The organism is Methylocystis parvus, from assembly GCF_049675845.1.
Taxonomy (GTDB): domain Bacteria; phylum Pseudomonadota; class Alphaproteobacteria; order Rhizobiales; family Beijerinckiaceae; genus Methylocystis; species Methylocystis parvus_A.
This window is the reverse complement of sequence record NZ_CP187161.1, coordinates 695,867-712,831: the sequence shown is the minus strand read 5'-3', so window position 1 is coordinate 712,831 and position 16,965 is coordinate 695,867. Positions and strand designations below refer to the sequence as shown.

Annotated in this window: 21 protein-coding genes and 1 pseudogene; 12 read left to right on the top strand and 10 right to left on the bottom strand. The window is 63.5% G+C overall.

Going from position 1 to position 16,965, the window contains the following annotated elements; genetic code table 11:
• Nucleotides 1-46: 46 nt before the first annotated feature.
• From gatC to ACPFMJ_RS03860, 3 genes are read left to right on the top strand one after another with little or no spacing between them, the layout of a single operon-like run.
• Nucleotides 47-334, top strand: a complete 288-nt coding sequence (gene gatC / locus ACPFMJ_RS03870; protein ID WP_424362546.1) for an Asp-tRNA(Asn)/Glu-tRNA(Gln) amidotransferase subunit GatC — start codon at nt 47-49, stop codon at nt 332-334.
• Between the two features lie 47 nt (nt 335-381).
• Nucleotides 382-1,866: an Asp-tRNA(Asn)/Glu-tRNA(Gln) amidotransferase subunit GatA gene (gene gatA / locus ACPFMJ_RS03865; protein WP_424362545.1), complete on the top strand. Its 1,485-nt coding sequence runs from the start codon at nt 382-384 to the stop codon at nt 1,864-1,866.
• Nucleotides 1,866-2,198: a chorismate mutase gene (locus tag ACPFMJ_RS03860; protein WP_424362544.1), complete on the top strand. Its 333-nt coding sequence runs from the start codon at nt 1,866-1,868 to the stop codon at nt 2,196-2,198. Before gatA ends, ACPFMJ_RS03860 begins: the two co-directional genes overlap by 1 nt.
• A gap of 22 nt (nt 2,199-2,220) precedes the next feature.
• Here ACPFMJ_RS03860 and ACPFMJ_RS03855 read toward each other — a convergent pair whose 3' ends face one another.
• Entirely contained in the window at nt 2,221-2,418 is a 198-nt protein-coding gene (locus ACPFMJ_RS03855; protein ID WP_424362543.1) for a hypothetical protein, read from the bottom strand.
• A 29-nt stretch (nt 2,419-2,447) separates the two neighbouring features.
• Between ACPFMJ_RS03855 and gatB the strand changes: the two are divergent.
• Both gatB and ACPFMJ_RS03845 read left to right on the top strand, forming a co-directional pair.
• Nucleotides 2,448-3,853: pseudogene (gatB, locus tag ACPFMJ_RS03850) on the top strand (Asp-tRNA(Asn)/Glu-tRNA(Gln) amidotransferase subunit GatB).
• Between the two features lie 635 nt (nt 3,854-4,488).
• Nucleotides 4,489-4,833 (top strand): hypothetical protein, encoded by a 345-nt coding sequence (locus tag ACPFMJ_RS03845; protein WP_424362542.1) that lies wholly within the window; start codon nt 4,489-4,491, stop codon nt 4,831-4,833.
• 120 nt (nt 4,834-4,953) lie between these two features.
• Here ACPFMJ_RS03845 and ACPFMJ_RS03840 read toward each other — a convergent pair whose 3' ends face one another.
• Nucleotides 4,954-5,424, bottom strand: coding sequence for a hypothetical protein (locus ACPFMJ_RS03840; protein ID WP_424362541.1), 471 nt, complete (start codon nt 5,422-5,424; stop codon nt 4,954-4,956).
• Nucleotides 5,425-5,536: 112 nt separating this feature from the next.
• Here ACPFMJ_RS03840 and hemB point away from each other — a divergent pair, with 112 nt between their 5' ends.
• Entirely contained in the window at nt 5,537-6,553 is a 1,017-nt protein-coding gene (hemB, locus tag ACPFMJ_RS03835; protein ID WP_424362540.1) for a porphobilinogen synthase, read from the top strand.
• Between the two features lie 3 nt (nt 6,554-6,556).
• On the opposite strand, the gene ACPFMJ_RS03830 is transcribed toward hemB, so the two are convergent.
• Nucleotides 6,557-7,000: a PA2169 family four-helix-bundle protein gene (locus ACPFMJ_RS03830; protein WP_424362539.1), complete on the bottom strand. Its 444-nt coding sequence runs from the start codon at nt 6,998-7,000 to the stop codon at nt 6,557-6,559.
• A gap of 71 nt (nt 7,001-7,071) precedes the next feature.
• Complete coding sequence (locus ACPFMJ_RS03825; protein WP_424362538.1) at nt 7,072-7,656, bottom strand: NAD(P)H-dependent oxidoreductase; 585 nt, start codon at nt 7,654-7,656, stop codon at nt 7,072-7,074.
• A 198-nt stretch (nt 7,657-7,854) separates the two neighbouring features.
• Here ACPFMJ_RS03825 and ACPFMJ_RS03820 point away from each other — a divergent pair, with 198 nt between their 5' ends.
• Nucleotides 7,855-8,277: a DUF1036 domain-containing protein gene (locus tag ACPFMJ_RS03820; RefSeq protein ID WP_424362537.1), complete on the top strand. Its 423-nt coding sequence runs from the start codon at nt 7,855-7,857 to the stop codon at nt 8,275-8,277.
• A gap of 81 nt (nt 8,278-8,358) precedes the next feature.
• Complete coding sequence (locus ACPFMJ_RS03815) at nt 8,359-9,807, top strand: pyruvate kinase (RefSeq protein ID WP_424362536.1); 1,449 nt, start codon at nt 8,359-8,361, stop codon at nt 9,805-9,807.
• A gap of 33 nt (nt 9,808-9,840) precedes the next feature.
• Here ACPFMJ_RS03815 and ACPFMJ_RS03810 read toward each other — a convergent pair whose 3' ends face one another.
• From ACPFMJ_RS03810 to ACPFMJ_RS03800, 3 genes are all read right to left on the bottom strand, one after another.
• The gene (locus tag ACPFMJ_RS03810; protein ID WP_424362535.1) at nt 9,841-10,053 is read right to left on the bottom strand and encodes a cold-shock protein; all 213 of its coding nucleotides are present in this window, start codon (nt 10,051-10,053) and stop codon (nt 9,841-9,843) included.
• 175 nt (nt 10,054-10,228) lie between these two features.
• Nucleotides 10,229-10,726 carry a GNAT family N-acetyltransferase gene (locus ACPFMJ_RS03805; RefSeq protein WP_424362534.1) on the bottom strand — a complete coding sequence of 166 codons (498 nt, stop codon included), beginning with the start codon at nt 10,724-10,726 and terminating at the stop codon, nt 10,229-10,231.
• Nucleotides 10,723-11,514, bottom strand: a complete 792-nt coding sequence (locus ACPFMJ_RS03800; RefSeq protein ID WP_424362533.1) for an inositol monophosphatase family protein — start codon at nt 11,512-11,514, stop codon at nt 10,723-10,725. Before ACPFMJ_RS03800 ends, ACPFMJ_RS03805 begins: the two co-directional genes overlap by 4 nt.
• A gap of 147 nt (nt 11,515-11,661) precedes the next feature.
• Here ACPFMJ_RS03800 and ACPFMJ_RS03795 point away from each other — a divergent pair, with 147 nt between their 5' ends.
• The 3 genes from ACPFMJ_RS03795 (at nt 11,662) to ACPFMJ_RS03785 (ending at nt 13,740) form a co-directional block, all read left to right on the top strand.
• Entirely contained in the window at nt 11,662-11,925 is a 264-nt protein-coding gene (locus tag ACPFMJ_RS03795; protein ID WP_424362532.1) for a hypothetical protein, read from the top strand.
• A 478-nt stretch (nt 11,926-12,403) separates the two neighbouring features.
• Nucleotides 12,404-12,940, top strand: coding sequence for a DUF1465 family protein (locus ACPFMJ_RS03790; protein ID WP_424362531.1), 537 nt, complete (start codon nt 12,404-12,406; stop codon nt 12,938-12,940).
• Between the two features lie 122 nt (nt 12,941-13,062).
• Nucleotides 13,063-13,740, top strand: coding sequence for a sulfotransferase family 2 domain-containing protein (locus ACPFMJ_RS03785; RefSeq protein ID WP_424362530.1), 678 nt, complete (start codon nt 13,063-13,065; stop codon nt 13,738-13,740).
• 119 nt (nt 13,741-13,859) lie between these two features.
• Here ACPFMJ_RS03785 and rpmE read toward each other — a convergent pair whose 3' ends face one another.
• Together rpmE and ACPFMJ_RS03775 are read right to left on the bottom strand one after the other, a co-directional pair.
• Nucleotides 13,860-14,090 carry a 50S ribosomal protein L31 gene (gene rpmE / locus ACPFMJ_RS03780; protein WP_424362529.1) on the bottom strand — a complete coding sequence of 77 codons (231 nt, stop codon included), beginning with the start codon at nt 14,088-14,090 and terminating at the stop codon, nt 13,860-13,862.
• Nucleotides 14,091-14,230: 140 nt separating this feature from the next.
• Nucleotides 14,231-15,301, bottom strand: coding sequence for a hypothetical protein (locus tag ACPFMJ_RS03775; protein ID WP_424362528.1), 1,071 nt, complete (start codon nt 15,299-15,301; stop codon nt 14,231-14,233).
• Nucleotides 15,302-15,488: 187 nt separating this feature from the next.
• Here ACPFMJ_RS03775 and ACPFMJ_RS03770 point away from each other — a divergent pair, with 187 nt between their 5' ends.
• Nucleotides 15,489-16,538: a hypothetical protein gene (locus tag ACPFMJ_RS03770; RefSeq protein ID WP_424362527.1), complete on the top strand. Its 1,050-nt coding sequence runs from the start codon at nt 15,489-15,491 to the stop codon at nt 16,536-16,538.
• 40 nt (nt 16,539-16,578) lie between these two features.
• Here the strand turns inward: ACPFMJ_RS03770 and cpdR are convergent, their stop codons facing one another.
• The gene (cpdR, locus tag ACPFMJ_RS03765) at nt 16,579-16,953 is read right to left on the bottom strand and encodes a cell cycle two-component system response regulator CpdR (protein ID WP_424362526.1); all 375 of its coding nucleotides are present in this window, start codon (nt 16,951-16,953) and stop codon (nt 16,579-16,581) included.
• Between the last annotated feature and the right edge of the window lie 12 nt (nt 16,954-16,965).

Sequence of the window (16,965 nt, the reverse complement as noted above, 5' to 3'; positions counted from 1 at the left end):
CCAGGCGTTATAGCGCCGTAGCAGGTTCATCCGGCGGAGCTTCCCAATGTCTGTCGATTCCGCGGTGGTTCGCCGCATCGCCCATCTCGCGCGCATCGCGGTCGAGGAGAACGAGGTCGAGCGTCTGCGTGGCGAGCTCAACGCCATTCTCTCTTTCGTCGAGACGCTCTCCGAGGTCGATGTTGAGGGCGTCGAGCCCATCGCTTCCGTGCTGCCGATGCAAATGAAGAAGCGCGCCGACGTCGTAACGGACGGCGCCATCGCCGACGACGTGCTCGCCAACGCGCCCGTCAAGGAAGACCATTACTTCGTCGTGCCCAAGGTGATCGAGTAAGCTCCCGCCGACACGCCGCTCCCGGTTCCGATATATAAAGAGAGTCGATGTCCGATCTGACGCATCTCACCCTTGCCGAGGCGCGCGACGCGCTGAAGTCGAAGAAAATCTCGGCCGTCGAACTGACCAAGGCGCATCTGTCCGCGATCGAAGCCGCGCGCGCGCTGAACTGCTTCATCACCGAGACGCCGGAACTCGCGCTGAAGCAGGCCGAGGCGAGCGACGGAAAGCTTGCGAGCGGGCAGGGCGGCGCGCTCGAAGGTCTCCCGCTTGGCATCAAGGATCTCTATTGCTCGAACGGCGTGCGCACGACGGCGGCGAGCCGTATTCTCGGCGAGTTTACGCCGACCTATGAATCGACCGTCTCCGGCAATCTGATCCGCGACGGCGCGGTGACGCTCGGCAAGCTCAATCTCGACGAATTCGCGATGGGTTCGTCCAACGAGACGAGCGCCTTCGGTCCGGTGATTTCCCCGTGGAAGCGCAAGGGCGATGCGGACGCCAAGATTGTTCCGGGCGGATCGTCCGGCGGCTCCTCCGCGGCGGTCGCAGCGCATTTGTGTCTCGGCGCCACGGCGACGGATACGGGCGGCTCCATTCGTCAACCGGCGGCTTTCACGGGCACGGTCGGCATCAAGCCGACTTACGGCCGCTGCTCGCGCTGGGGCATCGTCGCCTTCGCTTCGTCGCTCGATCAGGCGGGACCGATCGCGCGCAATGTGCGCGACGCGGCCATCATGCTGCGCTCGATGGCGGGCCATGACCCGAAGGACACGACGAGCGTCGACGCGCCCGTGCCGGATTACGAAAAGGCCGTCGGCGCGTCGGTGAAGGGCCGCCGCATCGGCGTGCCGAAGGAATATCGCCTCGACGGCCTCTCGGCCGAGATCGCCGCCCTTTGGGATCAGGGCGTGCAGTGGCTGAGGGACGCCGGCGCGGAGATCGTCGAGATATCCCTGCCGCACACCAAATACGCCCTGCCGACCTATTACATCATCGCGCCGGCGGAAGCCTCGTCGAACCTCGCGCGCTATGACGGCGTGCGTTACGGTCTGCGCGAGCAGGGTCGCGACATTATCGACATGTATGAAAAGACGCGCGCCAAGGGCTTCGGCGCGGAGGTCCGTCGCCGCATCATGATCGGCACCTATGTGCTCTCGGCCGGGTATTACGACGCTTATTATGTGCGCGCGCAGAAGGTCCGCAGCCTCATCAAGCGCGATTTTGACGAGGCTTTCGCCGCTGGCGTCGACGCCGTGCTGACGCCCGCGACCCCTTCCACCGCCTTTGCGCAAGGCGAGCAGGGTTCGACAGATCCCGTCGAGATGTATCTCAACGACGTCTTCACGGTGACGGTGAACATGGCGGGACTGCCGGGCATTTCCGTTCCGGGCGGCCTCGCCGCCAACGGCCTGCCGCTCGGCCTCCAGCTCATCGGCCGCCCCTTCGACGAGGAGACGCTCTTCTCGCTGGCTTCCGCGATCGAGCAGGCGGCGCCGAAGTTCGACTTCCCGCAACCGTGGTGGCGCTGATGAGCAAGACCGCAGCCGAGCCCGACCTCAAGGCGGCGCAGGACGAGATGTCAGACGTCCGCCGCGTCATCGACGAGCTCGACGACGAACTCGTCGCGCTTCTCGCCAGGCGCCAGCGCCAGATCGAACGCGCGGCGAAAGTAAAGCCGGCGCTGGGCATTCCCGCGCGCGTGCCGGATCGCGTCGACGAAGTGCTGGCGCGGGTGCTCGGCGCCGCGCGGCGCGAGGGCCTCTCTGTCGAGGTCGCGATGAATTTATGGACGGCCATCATCGAATGGTCGATTCAATATGAAGAGCGCCTGATGGGGGAGCGCGCGCCGAAAGGCGAATGACCCCCTAAAGAAGCGGCGCGCCCTAATCCCGCTCGGGCGGCGCGCCGTCGCCGTCCTTCCGCTCGACGCGCTTCACGCGCACGAAACCGTAGCGGATCGACCAGCGCAGAAATTTCAGCCATTGCCATTGCATGCGGCGGGCGAGCCTTTCGGCCCCGGGCGAATGCGGCGCAAGGATCACCAGACCCGCCGGAACCATCCAGACGCCGAAAATCGGCAAGAGGCGCGACCGGCGACTGGGAAGTCGTCATCGGCATGGAAATTCCACGCTCAGGTGACGTCGAACGCCAAGCTCTTCTCCGGCGCTTCCGCTGAATATGGCGGCGCGCCCAACGATCACGTCTCTCTCGTCGACGCGGCGATGCCCGGCATGCTGCCGGTCATCAACGAGGAGTGCGTCCGCCAGGCGATCCGCACGGGCCTCGGGCTCAAGGCGCAGATCAACCTGCGCTCGGTCTTCGACCGCAAGAATTATTTCTATCCGGATCTGCCGCAGGGCTATCAGATCTCGCAATACAAGCAGCCGATCGTCGGCGAGGGCCTGGTGATCGTCGACGTTTCGCCGCGAGCGCATCACGGTGGGCGTCGAGCGCCTGCATCTCGAGCAGGACGCCGGCAAGTCGCTGCACGACCTCTCGCCGAGCGAAAGCCACGTCGACCTCAACCGCACCGGCGTCGCGCTGATGGAGATCGTCTCCAAGCCGGACATGCGTTCGGCGGAGGAGGCGCGGGCCTACGTCACCGAAGCTGCGCGCGATGTTGCGCTACATCGGCTCCTGCGACGGCAACATGGAGAAGGGCAACCTGCGCGCCGACGTCAACGTCTCGGTTCGGAAGCCCGGCGACAAGCTCGGCACGCGGTGCGAGATCAAGAACGTCAACTCGATCCGCTTCATCGGGCAGGCGATCGAAGTCGAGGCGCGCCGGCAGATCGGCATTCTCGAGGACGGCGGCAAGATCGATCAGGAGACGCGGCTGTTCGATCCCGGCAAGGGCGAGACGCGCTCCATGCGGTCGAAGGAAGAAGCGCACGATTATCGCTATTTCCCCGATCCCGACCTGCTGCCGCTCGAGTTCGATCAGGCCTATGTCGATGCGCTGAAAGCGGAATTGCCGGAGCTGCCGGACGCCAAGCGTCAGCGCTTCATCGACGAATACGGCTTGCCGCCCTACGACGCCGGCGTGCTCGTGATGGAGCGCGCGAGCGCCGATTATTTCGAGGAGACCGCGAAGGGACGAGACGCCAAGCTCGCCGCCAACTGGGTCATCAACGAGCTGTTCGGGCGCCTCAACAAGGAAGGTCTCGACGTCACGCGTTCGCCGGTCTCGGCGCAGGCGCTTGGCGCCATTATCGACCTCATCTCCAGCAACGTCATATCCGGCAAGATCGCCAAGGATCTCTTCGAGATCGTCTGGACCGAGGGCGGCGATCCGAAGGAGATCGTCGAGGCGCGCGGGATGAAGCAGGTGACGGATACGGGCGCGATCGAAGCCGCCATCGACGCCGTCATCGCCGCCAATCCCGACAAGGTGGAGCAGGCGAAGGCGAAGCCGACGATGCTCGGCTGGTTCGTCGGCCAGGTGATGAAACCACCGGCGGCAAGGCGAATCCGCAGGCCGTGAATGAGCTGCTGAAGCAGAAATTGGGCGTCTGATCCCGCGCCTGGTTCGCGAATCCGAATCAGTGTCGGCTGCGTCTTGCGCGATTTTTTGTCTCGCGCACGATGTCAGCCGACATTTTTTTTGTTTTTTTTCGCGCCGCGCACAATTTTTTTTCGTGACGCGTCCAGCCTGAGTCGAAGCGTCCTCGTCCTGCGCTCATGAACCTTCGAGCGAACATGTGCGCGCTCTTGTGACGACGATGCGCAAGTCGCTTCTGAGCTGGCTCACAACACAGCCTTACGTGTTGCGACGACTTATGCGCGGCTTTGCTCGCCTGGGTGCGACTGAAGCGATCACGAAGAAAAAACAACATATTGAATTGCGTTAGCCGCATCGCTCGCTTCGATACGGATGCGTCATGCGCGCGGATCTGGAATTGCGGTTGCACGCGATTATCGAGAACAATCGCGCGTGCGTCGAAACGATGTGAAAGCATTCACGCGGCGTCTCGACAGGACATTCGACGCACTCTTCTTCGCTCTCCACGATGCTGCGAAAGCACGCTCGAAGGCTTGTTTTGCATACGCGTCGCGCGGCGCCACTTGAACCGGCAGTTAACCACGTTACGCTATTTGCGCGTATTGTCGGTCGACCATAACTCCGGCAATTCGGATCAAGGGGACTTATTATGGCGAGAGCTACAACGAAGCGTAAGCCGGCCAAGAAGGCTGCGGCGAAGAAGGGCGCGCGTAAAACCGCGACCAAGAAGGCGGCTACCAAGAAGCGCGCAGTCAAGAAGGCGACGACCAAAAAGCGCGCGACGAAGAAGACCGCGACGAAGAAGACCGCTCGCAAGGCCGTCCGCAAGGTAGCGACCAAAAAGCGCGTTGCGACGAAGAAGGCCGCGACGAAGAAGCGCGCGACCAAGAAGACCGCGACGAAGAAGACCGCCTCCAAGCGAGCGCCGGCCAAGAAGCGTGCGCCGCGCAAAGTTAAGGTAGCTGCGCCGGAAACGACCAACGAGGGCGCCTGATCAAGGCGTCTTCGCAATGCGTGACCCAAGGGTCACGCGTCGGTTTCAAAAGTTATCGCCCGGGGATCGCGGTTGAAGCGCGCCTCGGGCGAAGCTTTTTGTAGGACTTGGAATTTCCCCTCAGCGCGTGAGGCAGCCGGTCGCGAAGTCGCGCCACATTGGCAGGTTCGCGTTGGCGCCGCGTTTCAACTTGTCCCATTCTTCGGCGCAGGCCCGCATGCGCTCTCGCGACGCGCGCGGCAATGTTGGCGGCGGCTTCGAGGTGTCGATCGGCGGCAGCGGCGGGAGTTTAGTTTGCGATGGGGGCGCGGGCGCAGCCTTCGGCGCGGATTGCGGCGCAGGGGCTTTCGCCGGCGCGCCTTGTTTGCTTGTCGGGGGCGTCGCGGGCGTGGGCCGCTGCGGGCCGGCGCCTGCGCTCGGTTTCTGCGCCGCTCCGTTCTTTTGCGGCTTCGCCTTCGTTGCGGCGGGCGGGCGCGCCGTCGGCGGTTGAGCGTCCTGCGCGAGGAGGTTCGGCGCTCCCAGGCACAACGCGCCGAGGCCAGCCGCCGCGATCATGGCGAATGACGACGAGACTTTGCCCGCGACGGCCATCTTCTCTCCCTGCGCGAGCGCAACGGACGCGCCATATGTCTATAACGTTCCCCCGCGCCGGAGTCGAAAGGCGCAACCATGCGTGTTAAGCGTCCGCGAAAGGGAGGCGAAAATGACCGACAGGGAGAATTCTTCGACGCGGCTCTCGCTCGTGCAGCGGCCTCGGCGCAACCGCAAGAGCGACTGGTCGCGGCGCCTCGTGCGCGAGACGACGCTCGACGTTTCGGATCTCATCTGGCCGATCTTTCTCATTGAGGGCGAAGGACGTAGCGAACCCGTCGCTTCCATGCCGGGCGTTTTCCGCCAGTCGATCGACGTCGCCGTAGCCGCGATCACAGAAGCCGCGGCGCTCGGCGTGCCCGCGGTCGCGCTCTTCCCCAACACCGATCCAAGGCTTCGCGACGAGAAGGCGAGCATCGCGCTCGACCCTGAAAATCTCGTCTGCCGCGCCTGCCGCGCGATCAAGGAGGCGGAGCCCGAAATCGGCGTAATCACCGACGTCGCGCTCGATCCCTATACGAGCCACGGTCACGATGGCCTGCTGGTCGGAGACGAGATCGTCAACGACGAAACGGTAGCGGTTCTGACGCGGCAGGCGGTCACGCAGGCCCGCGCGGGCTCCGACATCATTGCGCCGTCCGACATGATGGACGGACGCGTCGGCGCCATTCGCACGGCGCTCGACGCGGAAGGCTTCCAGAATGTTCAGATCATGAGCTACGCCGCGAAATACGCGTCGGCTTTCTACGGTCCGTTCCGCGACGCCATCGGCACCAACAAGACCTTACGCGGGGACAAGCGCGCCTATCAGATGGATCCGGCGAATTCGGACGAGGCGCTGCGCGAGGTATCGCTCGATCTGGAGCAGGGCGCCGACATGGTGATGGTCAAGCCGGGCATGCCCTATCTCGACATCGTGCGCCGCGTCGCCGAAACATTCCACGCGCCCACCTTCGCGTATCAGGTCTCCGGCGAATACGCGATGATCATGGCGGCGGCGCAGAACGGCTGGCTGGATGGAGAGCGGGCCATGATGGAAAGCCTGCTCGCCTTCAAGCGCGCGGGCGCGTCGGGCGTGCTCACCTATTTCGCGCCGCGCGCCGCGCGCATCCTGCAAGACGCAGGCTGAGGCTCACGCCGCCCGGTTTCTAAGATCGCGCACCCGGTCGTGATTTTCCTTCACGCCGCGATACTGGCGGGCGATGATCTCATGAATCTTGGGCGGCAGTTCTTTTGCGATGGCCGACTCATAAGCGCTCTTGGCGACGTCTTCGCCGCGCTCCACTTCGTCGAGGATCGCCTTGTCGCTATGGCCGGTGACGATCGCCTTGAGGCTGGTCCAGACCCTGTGCCACGCGCCCGAGACCGAGCCGCTATGCGACGGCGAGCCGCCCATGGTCGTGATCTGCGACTCCAGTTCGCGGGCGCCGTCCGCACAGCGAGACGCCGCGCTTTCGAAAATGTTCCTGAGCTGAGGATCGCGCGCTTCCTGCGCAGCCGTGCGGAAACCTCTCTCCCCGTCACGGCTGATCTCGACGAGATTGTTCAGCGTCTTGATGACTTCGTTGTTCTCCATGTGCGCCTCCTGACGAAACGGACGCCGCTGCGTCCGTCCGAAACAAGAGGAAGCCGAGTTTGTTCCGACGATCAGCGTGCTTCTCGCCCTAGCGCTTCGGCGTCGGAAAGCCACTTCTCGGCGACGTCGCGCTGCATGCCTTTCGCCGAGCCGATCAGCGTCGTGCGCACCGGCGCGACGCCCGCGTAGTTTAGAACGTTGCGCTTCAGATTTCTGAGGCCGTGCGCGAAGAAGAAAAAGCGGTAGACGAGGCTCGGCATGCCCATCGTCACGATCACGCGCGCGGATTTTCCCCGGAGCAAACCCTGGGGGATTCTCCCGTCCCGATAGCGAAGCGCGAAGCCGGGACGAAACGTCTGCTCGATGAAGCCCTTGAAGAGGGCGGGCGCGTCGCCGAGCCAGATGGGATAGACGAGAACCCAATGGTCGGCCCAGCGCAGCGTGTCCTGCGCCTCGGCGATGGCCGGAGGGAGGGCGCCCCGCTCGAACTGGGCCTGGCTGCGAAGCATGGGAAAATCGAGTGCGGCGACATCGATGCGCCTGACCTCATGGCCGCCTTTCTCTGCGCCGTGCGCATAGGCCTCCGCCAATCCCCGGCAGAGGCGCTCGGGCGCGGGATCGGGATGGCCCTGGACGACGACAATCTTTTTGCGCAACGCTCAATCTCCCACTTTGCAAACCTCTTTTACAGCTGGGAAAGCCGACAGGCCGCCGCAACCCAGGCGCTGCGGCTTTGGCTGAGACCTTTTGGCGCGGACGGGGTTGCCAAAGCCGGCCGCCCGTGGTTTGCCTGTGCCTCGGACGGCGGCGCTTCGGCGCTTCGCCGAAGGAACCCTCCACTTTCGTCCTCAACCATGATTCGACGCGTTTTCCTTCCCGCCATTCTGACGGGCCTGGCCCTGACGGCGCCGGCGCGCGCCGATTTTCGGCTGTGCAACAACACGAATACGCGGGTCAGCGTGGCCATCGCCTATACCGACGGAAAGAACTGGCTCTCGGAGGGATGGTGGAATCTGCGTCCGTCGGCTTGCGAAACGCTGCTGCGGGGGCCGCTCGCCGCACAATTCTACTATGTGTATGCGATGGACGAGCGCGGCGGCGAGTGGAAGGGCAAAGCCTTCATGTGCACGCGCGATCGCGAGTTCCGGATCGACGGCCGCGAGGACTGCTTCGCGCGGGGGTATGAGCGGACGGGGTTTTTCGAGATCGACACGGGGCGCGACGCCAAGAGCTGGACGGTTCAGCTGACGGATCCGAACGCCGCGCCGGCGCAATGACATAGAGCCGCGCTATAGCGGCCATTGAAGCGCGCCGCGAAAAAGCGGAAAGAAACGCGCGAGGTAGATGAGGATTTGGGAATGAGAAGGCTGAGGCGGACCAAGATCATCGCCACGCTCGGACCGGCGACAGTCGACAAGGCGGTCATCGCCGGCCTCGTGCGCGCGGGCGCCGACGTCTTCCGCATCAATATGAGCCATACCGACCACGCGGCGCTCGGAAACTATGTGCGCATCATCCGCGAGATCGAGGCCGAGATGGGGCGGGCGATCGGCATTCTCTGCGATCTCCAGGGCCCGAAGCTGCGCATCGGCGCCTTCGAGGAGGGCTCGATCCATCTGCGTAAGGGCGACGTCTTCGTCTTCGATTCGGACCCGACGCCGGGCGACGTCACCCGCGTCCGCCTCCCGCATCCGGAAATTCTGGCGGCCCTCAAGGTCGGCGACACGATCCTGATCGACGACGGCCGCGTGCGTCTCCATGTCGTGGAGACGACGCCCGAGCGCGCCCATGCGGTCGTCGACGTCGCGGGGCGCCTGTCCAACCGCAAGGGCGTCAGCCTGCCGGATACGGAAATCCCGATCACCTCCATGACCACGAAGGACCGCGCCGATCTCGACGCGGCGCTGAAGGAGGGCGTGGACTGGGTGGCGATCTCCTTCGTGCAGCGCCCCGAGGACGTGATCGAAGTGAAGCAGATCGCCAAGGGCCGCGCCCTGGTGATGGCGAAGATCGAAAAGCCGCAGGCGATAGCCGCACTTGAAGAGGTGATCGAGGTCTCGACGCGCTCATGGTCGCCCGCGGCGATCTCGGCGTCGAAATGCCGCTGGAGAGGGTGCCCGGCTTGCAGAAGCGCATCAACGCGTCGGCCCGCCGCTCGGCAAGCCCGTCGTCGTCGCGACGCAGATGCTCGAATCGATGATCTCTCGCCGCTGCCGACCCGCGCCGAGGTGTCCGACGTCGCAACCGCCGTCTTCGAGGGCGCCGACGCGGTCATGCTCTCGGCCGAAAGCGCTGCGGGCCAATATCCGCAGGAAGCCGTGGCGACGATGAGCCGCATCGCGGAGGAGGTCGAGACGGACGCGGTGTTCCGCTCGATCATCAACGCGCAGCGCGGCGAACTGCCGAATCCGACCTCGGCCGACGCCATCGCGGTCGCCGCCCGCGATGTCGCGCAGACGCTCCATTCCAAGGCGATCTGCGCCTGGACCTCTTCCGGCACGACGGCGCTGCGCATCGCGCGCGAGCGCCCGCAGTCGCCCATCCTCGCGCTGACGCCGAAGCGCGACACCGCGCGCCGTCTCGCGCTTGTCTGGGGCGTGCACGCGCTGGAAACGCGTGACGCGGCGGACATCGAGGATATGGTGAAGCGCGCCTGCGAATATTCGCGCAGCGAAGGCTTCGGCGAGGATGGCGATCGCGTCATCATTGTCGCCGGCATGCCCTTCGGCTCACCCGGCGCGACCAACATGATCCGCATCGCGCATGTCGGCGAAGCGTCGACCTTTCCGGGCGACGACGCGCCCTAAGCGAAAAGGGGCCGTTTCCGGCCCCTTTTTTTATTACTGAGAAATCTTCAGATTGTCGGCCGAGGAGCGCCCGCTGCGCTTGTCGACGACGATCTCGTAGCTGACCTTCTGGCCTTCGGCGAGATTGCTGAGGCCCGCACGCTCCACGGCGCTGATGTGGACGAACACGTCCCCACCGCCGGCGTCCGGCTGAATGAAGCCGAAGCCCTTTTGAGCGTTGAACCACTTAACGGCGCCAGTCTGCATGGCGTTTCCTTTCAAGACACGAAGAGACCGCCGCGAGAATGCAGCGTCTTTCAATCGAAGTTTAGGGAGAATGTCATCGCCGCGCGTCTTGAGACGAGAGAGCAAGATCGTTCGGCCGAAACTCGACACGCACAATATGGAGCGCCGCGGCTGCGATGAAAAGCGTGGCGGCGGATTATTCAGCCGTTCGCCACTCCATTTGAATGGTCGCGCGGCCTGAAAGCGTGTTTTCGCCCCGACCGACCTGAACGAAACTGTTGCGTTCATAGAAACGGATCGCCCGCATATTGTCGGCGTTGACGTCGAGGCGGATGACGCCGGGCGATATTTCGCGCGCGGCCGCCATCAGCGCTTCCGCGCAGCCATTGCCCTTATAGGCGTCACCCACGCAGATCTGATCGAGCCAGCCCGTTTCCGGATGGATGACGACGAAACCTGCGAGCGCGCCATCGTGGAAGACGCAGAGCGTGACGGCGCCCTCCTGCTCCAGCGTCGCAATCTGGTTGACGAGCCAGGGACGGCGCGCGTCGAAATCGATCTGGGGATAGGCGACGCGCCATGAGGCGACCCAGAGATCGAGCATCTCGGGAAGATCGGCGTCCTCGCGCCGGCGCAGGCGGGCGGGGCCGGGGAGGGGCGTGATCTCGGGGCTCGCGCTGGTCAGTGCGGTCACGCCTTCCTCATCACGTCGAGAAGCTGGCGATGGACCGCCTCATTGCCGCAGCAGATCTCGCCCTTGGTCAGCATGTCGCCGCCGCCCGAAAGATCGGTGACGAATCCGCCGGCCTCGCGCACGAGAACGATGCCCGCGGCCACGTCCCAGGAGTTGATGCCGCGCTCCCAATAGCCGTCGAAGCGGCCGCAGGCGACATTGGCGAGATCCATGGCGGCGGCGCCCATGCGGCGGATATTGCCGATCTTCGCCATGCCGGCCGAGAGCTCGCGCTTGAACGACTCATGGTTGCGCGAACGGGCGAGGGGAGGGATGCCGCAGGCGACCATCGAGTCCGCGAGGGTCCGGCGCGCGGCGACGCGCATGCGGCGATTGTTGAAATAGGCGCCCTGGCCCTTTTCCGCGACGAACATCTCGTCCGTGGCGGGATTGTAGACGAGGCCGGCGACAAGCTGGCCGTCGCGCTCGAGGGCGACGGAGACGGCGAAGACCGGAACGCCGTGCAGGAAGTTCGAGGTGCCGTCGAGCGGGTCGATATGCCAGGTGTGGCTCTTGTCCGATCCTTCGATCGAGCCGCCTTCCTCCATGATGAAGCCGTAGCCGGGGCGGGCCTTGGAAAGCTCCTCGAATAGCGTCTTCTCGGCCCGCTTGTCGGCGGCGGTGACGAAATCGCCGGGGCCCTTCACCGAAACCTGGAGGTTTTCGACCTCGCCGAAGTCGCGCTTCAGCCCCCGCCCGGCCTTGATCGCGGCGGCGGTCATCACATTCATCAACGCGGAACGAATCATTCGGGAAGGCCTCGGGAAGCAGGGGGGAGGGATCAAATGCCTCCCCCCCGCCCATGCGTCAAGCCGTAACGCGGGGTTAGCTGAAGCTTTACGGAAAAGTAAGAACTCCGTCTAAAATCTAGGAAACAATTTAACGGAGTCCTTCCGATGGCGAATATGGACGTCGACTTTGGGATGCAACCCGCCCAGCGCCCGCGGGCGATCGTCGGCGCCTATCACCGTTCGCAAAGGGAAGAACAGCCGGCGGTCGTCACGCGAGCCGCGCCGCGTCCGAAATTCTCCCGCATCACGATCGGCCAGATTGTCCGCGCGCTGATCCTCGTCGCCCTCTGTCTGGGGGTGGTCCAGCTTTCCCACGCCGAAAAGGCTGTCGACGACCCGCGCGCGGCCGAGTTCGGCAAGCGGATGTAGCATTCCCTATCAAACTCACTGACAGGACCGCCCGGGCGCCGGCGCGGCCAAGCCAATGTTATTTCGAGCCATTTCGTGGCTTTCGAAAAAATTGTGCGCGTTAACTGTAAATTAATGAATGAAGCTCAGCCTTTTCATGTCCGCACTCCGGACCCGAGTGGCTCAATCTCTTCTCCACTCGTCCTTGATGCCTCCCTGTATGAGCCTTTAGAGCCGCTTCCGCGGCTCTCTTTTTTGCCGTTAAAAATCCGTTGCCGGCATTAAGGTTAAAAAACGGCTAAGCGAGCGCGTCCATTACAATTGCGCTAATGTCTCTGTGTATCGAGTTCGCCGGCGTCAACCAGACCGGCGAGAGCGCGCGGCGAATTACGGAAGACCGGTTTTTCGCGCAAAGCTCACTCGAAAAGTTGAGGCGATCGCGTTTGTAGTCGGGCGTTTCGGCCCAATTAGCAGCGTGATCTAGCGGCGTGAGCGTGGCATGGGTCGTTTAAGTGACAATCGGGGCGAGGACAGCCAGCCCGTTTCCTTCGTCGAAAAGCTCGCCGGTTCCGAGGCGTTCGGCATGATGTTCAAGGAAGGCATGGGCCTTGTCGAAGAGGCCGCCGCCTATCTCGACGGGCCGGGACGCGAGGAGGCCAAGGAATTGCCCCGCGCCGAAGCCTTGGCCTATGCCGCGGAGAGCATGCGCCTGACGACGCGCCTCATGCAGATCGCCTCCTGGCTTCTTTTGCAGCGCGCAGTCAATCAAGGCGAACTGACCCGCACCCAGGCGGCGAGCGACCGCCACCGGGTCAAGCTTCACCAGCAGGAACTCGCCTCCGCGGCGGATATTTTCCAGCGGTTGCCGGAGCGCCTGCGCGATCTCGCTCTGCATTCCTTGCGCCTGCAGGCCCGCATCATCCATCTGGACCAGCTCATCTACGCCATGCCGGAATCGACTCACGCCCGCAGCGCGCCGGCGGCGTCCCCGGTGCAGGAGCAGCTCGCCAAGCTGCGCGACGCGTTCGCGCAATAAGGGCCCGACCCGCCCACCCGAGCGCCGGCTGAACGCCGGCCGCGGCGTGGCGCCGGGGTAACGCTTGTAAAACATTCAAAACGGAGGCACGCCTCGGGAGGGAGAGCCTTCGAGGATGGGTGATGATTACGTATGATCCCGGCCAGCCGCTGATCGGCCTTCATATACCCAAGACGGCGGGTACGAGTTTCGGCTGGGTTCTCGAACAGTGGTTCCCGGGCGAGAGTCTGTTGAAGCATTATCGCAAAGGCGAAACGCTGCCTGTTCTTCACGAGTTGCGAGGCGGCGTCTGCGTTTACGGCCATTTCAACGCCTTCCGGAAGTTCGGCGTTCATGACTATTATCCGAAAGCGCGTCAGTTCTTTTGCTTTCTCAGAGAGCCATACGCCCGCTTCGTCTCCCAGTGGCTTTATCTCGATCCGAATGGCGAGAAGGACGACCCTCGCGCCTTTGAGCGTTGGCTGGCGGTGAGATCCGAGGAACAACGCGCCGGAATCAACAGCTATTCCTTCATCTGGCACTTTCCGGTTCTTCCGAGAACGATGCCGGCGGAGGTCATGTTCGATGAATATTTCGTATTCGTCGGCCTTGTCGAACGATTGCAGCGGTCAGTGGATGCTCTTGCCGCAGCCTTGCACAAGCCGCGTTTGGCGGCGCCGCGCGTCAACGTTTCCGAGCGACCGCCGATTGATTTTGAGGCTTACCGTTCTGTTTTTGAACGAAGTTTCTCAGATGAAGTCGAAATCTATCAAAAGGCAGTTGTCGCGAATGATGAGATGACGGCGGCCCTGATTGGTTAAGTCTCTGATTTGAAATTGGCGCCGCCAACGTGCGGAGCGCTCCCTGAATGTCGCCATCAACGAAAAAGGCGCCGGAATGACCCGGCGCCTTTTCGAGGCCAGTCGCCCTAGGGCGGCTATTACTTCTTGCCGAAGGAGAGGCCGCCGAAGCGCGAATTGAAGCGGGAGAGACGGCCGCCGCGGTCGAGGAGCTGCGTGGAGCCGCCGGTCCAGGCCGGATGCGTCTTGGGGTCGATGTCGAGATTCATCGTGTCCCCGTCCTTGCCCCAGGTCGAGCGCGTCAGATATTCGGTGCCGTCGGTCATCACGATCTTGATCGTGTGATAGTCCGGGTGGATGTCCTTCTTCATCTGAACGCGTCCTTCCTGCGATATTAAACGGCCACGACCCCGATACGCCTTTCGGCGCGGGGCGGCCGGCTCAAGTTGACGATTTGGCAGCGCTCTTAGCGCAACGCGCCTGTTTCGGCAAGCCGTCCGTGCGATTCCGGCTAAATCTGGCGCTGAAGCGTCGCGTCCGGGGTGCTCACGCCCTCGTTGATCGCGTCCTCGACATAGGAATAGAGCGCGAGGTCGTCGGCGAGGAGGTCGTTGACGACGCCGATCTTGGCCAGATTGGCCGCGAGCGTCTTGACGCTCTGGAAGACCACGGGCGCCTCATCCCCGAAAATATTGGAGCCCACGGCCCCGGCAAGCAGGTCCTTGAAGAGCGGAAAGCGCTCCCGCGTTCCGACGACGTCGAAATCCGAAAGGCTTTCGAGGGCTTTGGACACATTGGCGTGTTTCGGCGGCTCGTCCACGTCGCAGCCGAAAACCTTGGTCATGGGGCTCATGAGCTCGCGACGCTGTTGCTCGGTGGAGGCGCGGAACGCGCCCGTAAGCGCCTTCAGATCGTTGAAGGGCAGGTCGCGGGCGAATTCCAGCAGGCTTCGCGCGCCGTGCGTGTAGGTCGAGAAGGAGGCGGCGTCGCCTTCCCTGACGAGGAAGTTGAAGAAATAGAGGCGCTCGGCGAGTTCCTCGTGGGGCTCGCGCAAGAGCGCGACCCGGAGATAGTCCTTCTCCTTGAGAAGGTCGTTGTAGCGCATCAGCACCGATCGCCCCGAAATGAAGGTCGACCTGTTGGTGGGATTGGCGATCATCGCCACGGTGGTTTCGAGCCCGTTGCGCTCCGAACTGAAATAGGTGAGCGAAAAACGGTTCTTGATCTCGTTTTGAATGCGTCGCTGCGGGATGATCGAGCAGTCGAAGAGAAACATTTTGCGCGGGACATCGAGATCGGCCTGGAATCGGCGATAGATCGGGAGGCGCGTTTCCGCCTCCATGATCTCGACATCCATGACGAGCGGCAGATCGGGGACGATATCGGTGGAAATGACGAATCCGCACTCACCGGTCGCATGGAGGCCGAGGTCGCGAATGCCCTCCCGCATCAGATTGGCGCGGATCTCGATCTCGTCACGGCCGGGGATCGACACGATGAAATGCGGTACGGTCGAGGGATTGTCCGGGGCGAGCCAACCGGAAATTGCGTCGCCGCTGTCGCTATCGATGATGAAATGCATTCGTACCGGGCGTTTGGCGGTAGAAGGGATTCTCTTATTGCGCCCTCTGACCTGGGGGCGGCATCCCACGTTTTGCGCAGAGAATTGAGGACTTAGTACCCGATAAACAGATGTGACTCAAGGCTGGCGGACGAAGCCGTCGGGTCCTAAACAGTTCGGGCGTTTACGCGCTCGGGAGAAACTGCGCTTGCACATCATGGTCCTCGGCGGCTCCAATTCCGGTCCAAAAAACGGCTGGGCCGCGACGCTCGCGCAGATCGCGCCGGAGCATCGAATCGAGAACAAGTTCCTGGGCGCCGTCGGTTCTCTCTTCGGTCTGCTGCGGCTCCTGAAAATGCGTCAGGAGGGGACCGAAAGGCCGGACGTCGTCATCTTCGAATACGCGCTGAACGACTCGCTCTGGCTTCTCGGAAACAACATCACGCTGAAACTCGTCGAGGAGGCGCTGCACGACGTGATCACCCTTTGCGCAGGCGAAGGGATCGGGCTTCTTTTCCTGTGCCTCTGCCTGCGCCCGCCGGAGCCGGAAGGCGAGGCGGAGTTGTCCTTGATCATGGATCGGCTCTATTGCGACATCGCTCGCGTGCGCGGCGCCGCCGATTGTCTCTTGCAGGCCGATATTCTCGGCGGGATCGCCCAGAGCCAATATGTCGACTCCGCGCATATTGGTCCCGAACCGGCGATGCTGGTGGCGCAGGCCGTGGCGGCGCGCCTGCGCGAACCGGTTCCGGCGCCGCGCCAGGCGCGACGCGCGCTCACCTTCGACTATCTCGATGCGAAAAAGGCGCGCATCGACGGCCCGGGCAAGCGGATCACGACCAGCAGCAGCGTATTCGAAGGCCCGTTTGTCGAACTTCAGCGCGGCGGCGCCTGCGTCTGGGACGCCAATGGCGCCCTTGTCGCGCTGGCGCTGCGTTCGACGGAGAGAAGCGGCAGCTACAGCATCCGCGCCGGCGACCGGCTCATCCGCAAGAACGCACAGTCGCTCGCCCGAGAGAATGTCCCGAATCTCATGGCGTTGCACTATGTGACGGCCGAACTGCCGCCGACATCGAGGGTTGCGGTGGAAATGACGCGCTCGGAGCGCACGCTCATGGCCCAGCCCTACGACCTCACCTTGATGGATGGGCCGCCGCACGTGCGCTTCGAGGATCAGACTCTGGAGATTGCGGGGATCATGGTCCGCCGGCGGCGCAACATGTTCGAAAAAGCGCTGGCGCGCATCGCGGCCCGCTGAGGGCGCCGGGGCCTGCCCGCCGGCGCGCGCGTCGGGATGATCAGGCCGCGAGCATGCGCTGAACCTCGGTCACGAGGTCACGCAGATGGAACGGCTTGGAGAGGATCTTCGCCTGACGGGGGGCCTGATTGTCCGGGTTGAGCGCCACGGCGGCGAAGCCCGTGATGAACATCACCTTGATGTCGGGGTCGAGCTCGGTCGCCCGGCGGGCGAGCTCGATTCCATCCATCTCCGGCATGACGATGTCGGTCAGGAGAAGCTCGAAAGGCTCGACGCGAAGCTGGTCGTAGGCCGAGAGGCCGTTGTCGAAGGACGTCACCGAGAAGCCGGCCTGCTGCAAGGCTTTGACCAGAAAACGACGCATATCGTTGTCGTCTTCTGCAAGCAGGATCTTCGCGTTCAGCCTCTCGTTCATCGCAGTCCTCGC

What these genes read in the sequence shown, in the direction of transcription:
- ACPFMJ_RS03810 (WP_424362535.1), bottom strand. Translation starts at nt 10,053, where the DNA reads ATGCAGACTGGCGCCGTTAAGTGGTTCAACGCTCAAAAGGGCTTCGGC.
- ACPFMJ_RS03840 (WP_424362541.1), bottom strand. Translation starts at nt 5,424, where the DNA reads ATGGCCGTCGCGGGCAAAGTCTCGTCGTCATTCGCCATGATCGCGGCG.
- ACPFMJ_RS03800 (WP_424362533.1), bottom strand. Translation starts at nt 11,514, where the DNA reads ATGATTCGTTCCGCGTTGATGAATGTGATGACCGCCGCCGCGATCAAG.
- ACPFMJ_RS03775 (WP_424362528.1), bottom strand. Translation starts at nt 15,301, where the DNA reads ATGCATTTCATCATCGATAGCGACAGCGGCGACGCAATTTCCGGTTGG.
- ACPFMJ_RS03820 (WP_424362537.1), top strand. Translation starts at nt 7,855, where the DNA reads ATGATTCGACGCGTTTTCCTTCCCGCCATTCTGACGGGCCTGGCCCTG.
- rpmE (WP_424362529.1), bottom strand. Translation starts at nt 14,090, where the DNA reads ATGAAGAAGGACATCCACCCGGACTATCACACGATCAAGATCGTGATG.
- ACPFMJ_RS03815 (WP_424362536.1), top strand. Translation starts at nt 8,359, where the DNA reads ATGAGAAGGCTGAGGCGGACCAAGATCATCGCCACGCTCGGACCGGCG.
- ACPFMJ_RS03845 (WP_424362542.1), top strand. Translation starts at nt 4,489, where the DNA reads ATGGCGAGAGCTACAACGAAGCGTAAGCCGGCCAAGAAGGCTGCGGCG.
- ACPFMJ_RS03860 (WP_424362544.1), top strand. Translation starts at nt 1,866, where the DNA reads ATGAGCAAGACCGCAGCCGAGCCCGACCTCAAGGCGGCGCAGGACGAG.
- hemB (WP_424362540.1), top strand. Translation starts at nt 5,537, where the DNA reads ATGACCGACAGGGAGAATTCTTCGACGCGGCTCTCGCTCGTGCAGCGG.
- cpdR (WP_424362526.1), bottom strand. Translation starts at nt 16,953, where the DNA reads ATGAACGAGAGGCTGAACGCGAAGATCCTGCTTGCAGAAGACGACAAC.
- ACPFMJ_RS03785 (WP_424362530.1), top strand. Translation starts at nt 13,063, where the DNA reads ATGATTACGTATGATCCCGGCCAGCCGCTGATCGGCCTTCATATACCC.
- gatC (WP_424362546.1), top strand. Translation starts at nt 47, where the DNA reads ATGTCTGTCGATTCCGCGGTGGTTCGCCGCATCGCCCATCTCGCGCGC.
- ACPFMJ_RS03795 (WP_424362532.1), top strand. Translation starts at nt 11,662, where the DNA reads ATGGCGAATATGGACGTCGACTTTGGGATGCAACCCGCCCAGCGCCCG.
- gatA (WP_424362545.1), top strand. Translation starts at nt 382, where the DNA reads ATGTCCGATCTGACGCATCTCACCCTTGCCGAGGCGCGCGACGCGCTG.
- ACPFMJ_RS03790 (WP_424362531.1), top strand. Translation starts at nt 12,404, where the DNA reads ATGGGTCGTTTAAGTGACAATCGGGGCGAGGACAGCCAGCCCGTTTCC.
- ACPFMJ_RS03830 (WP_424362539.1), bottom strand. Translation starts at nt 7,000, where the DNA reads ATGGAGAACAACGAAGTCATCAAGACGCTGAACAATCTCGTCGAGATC.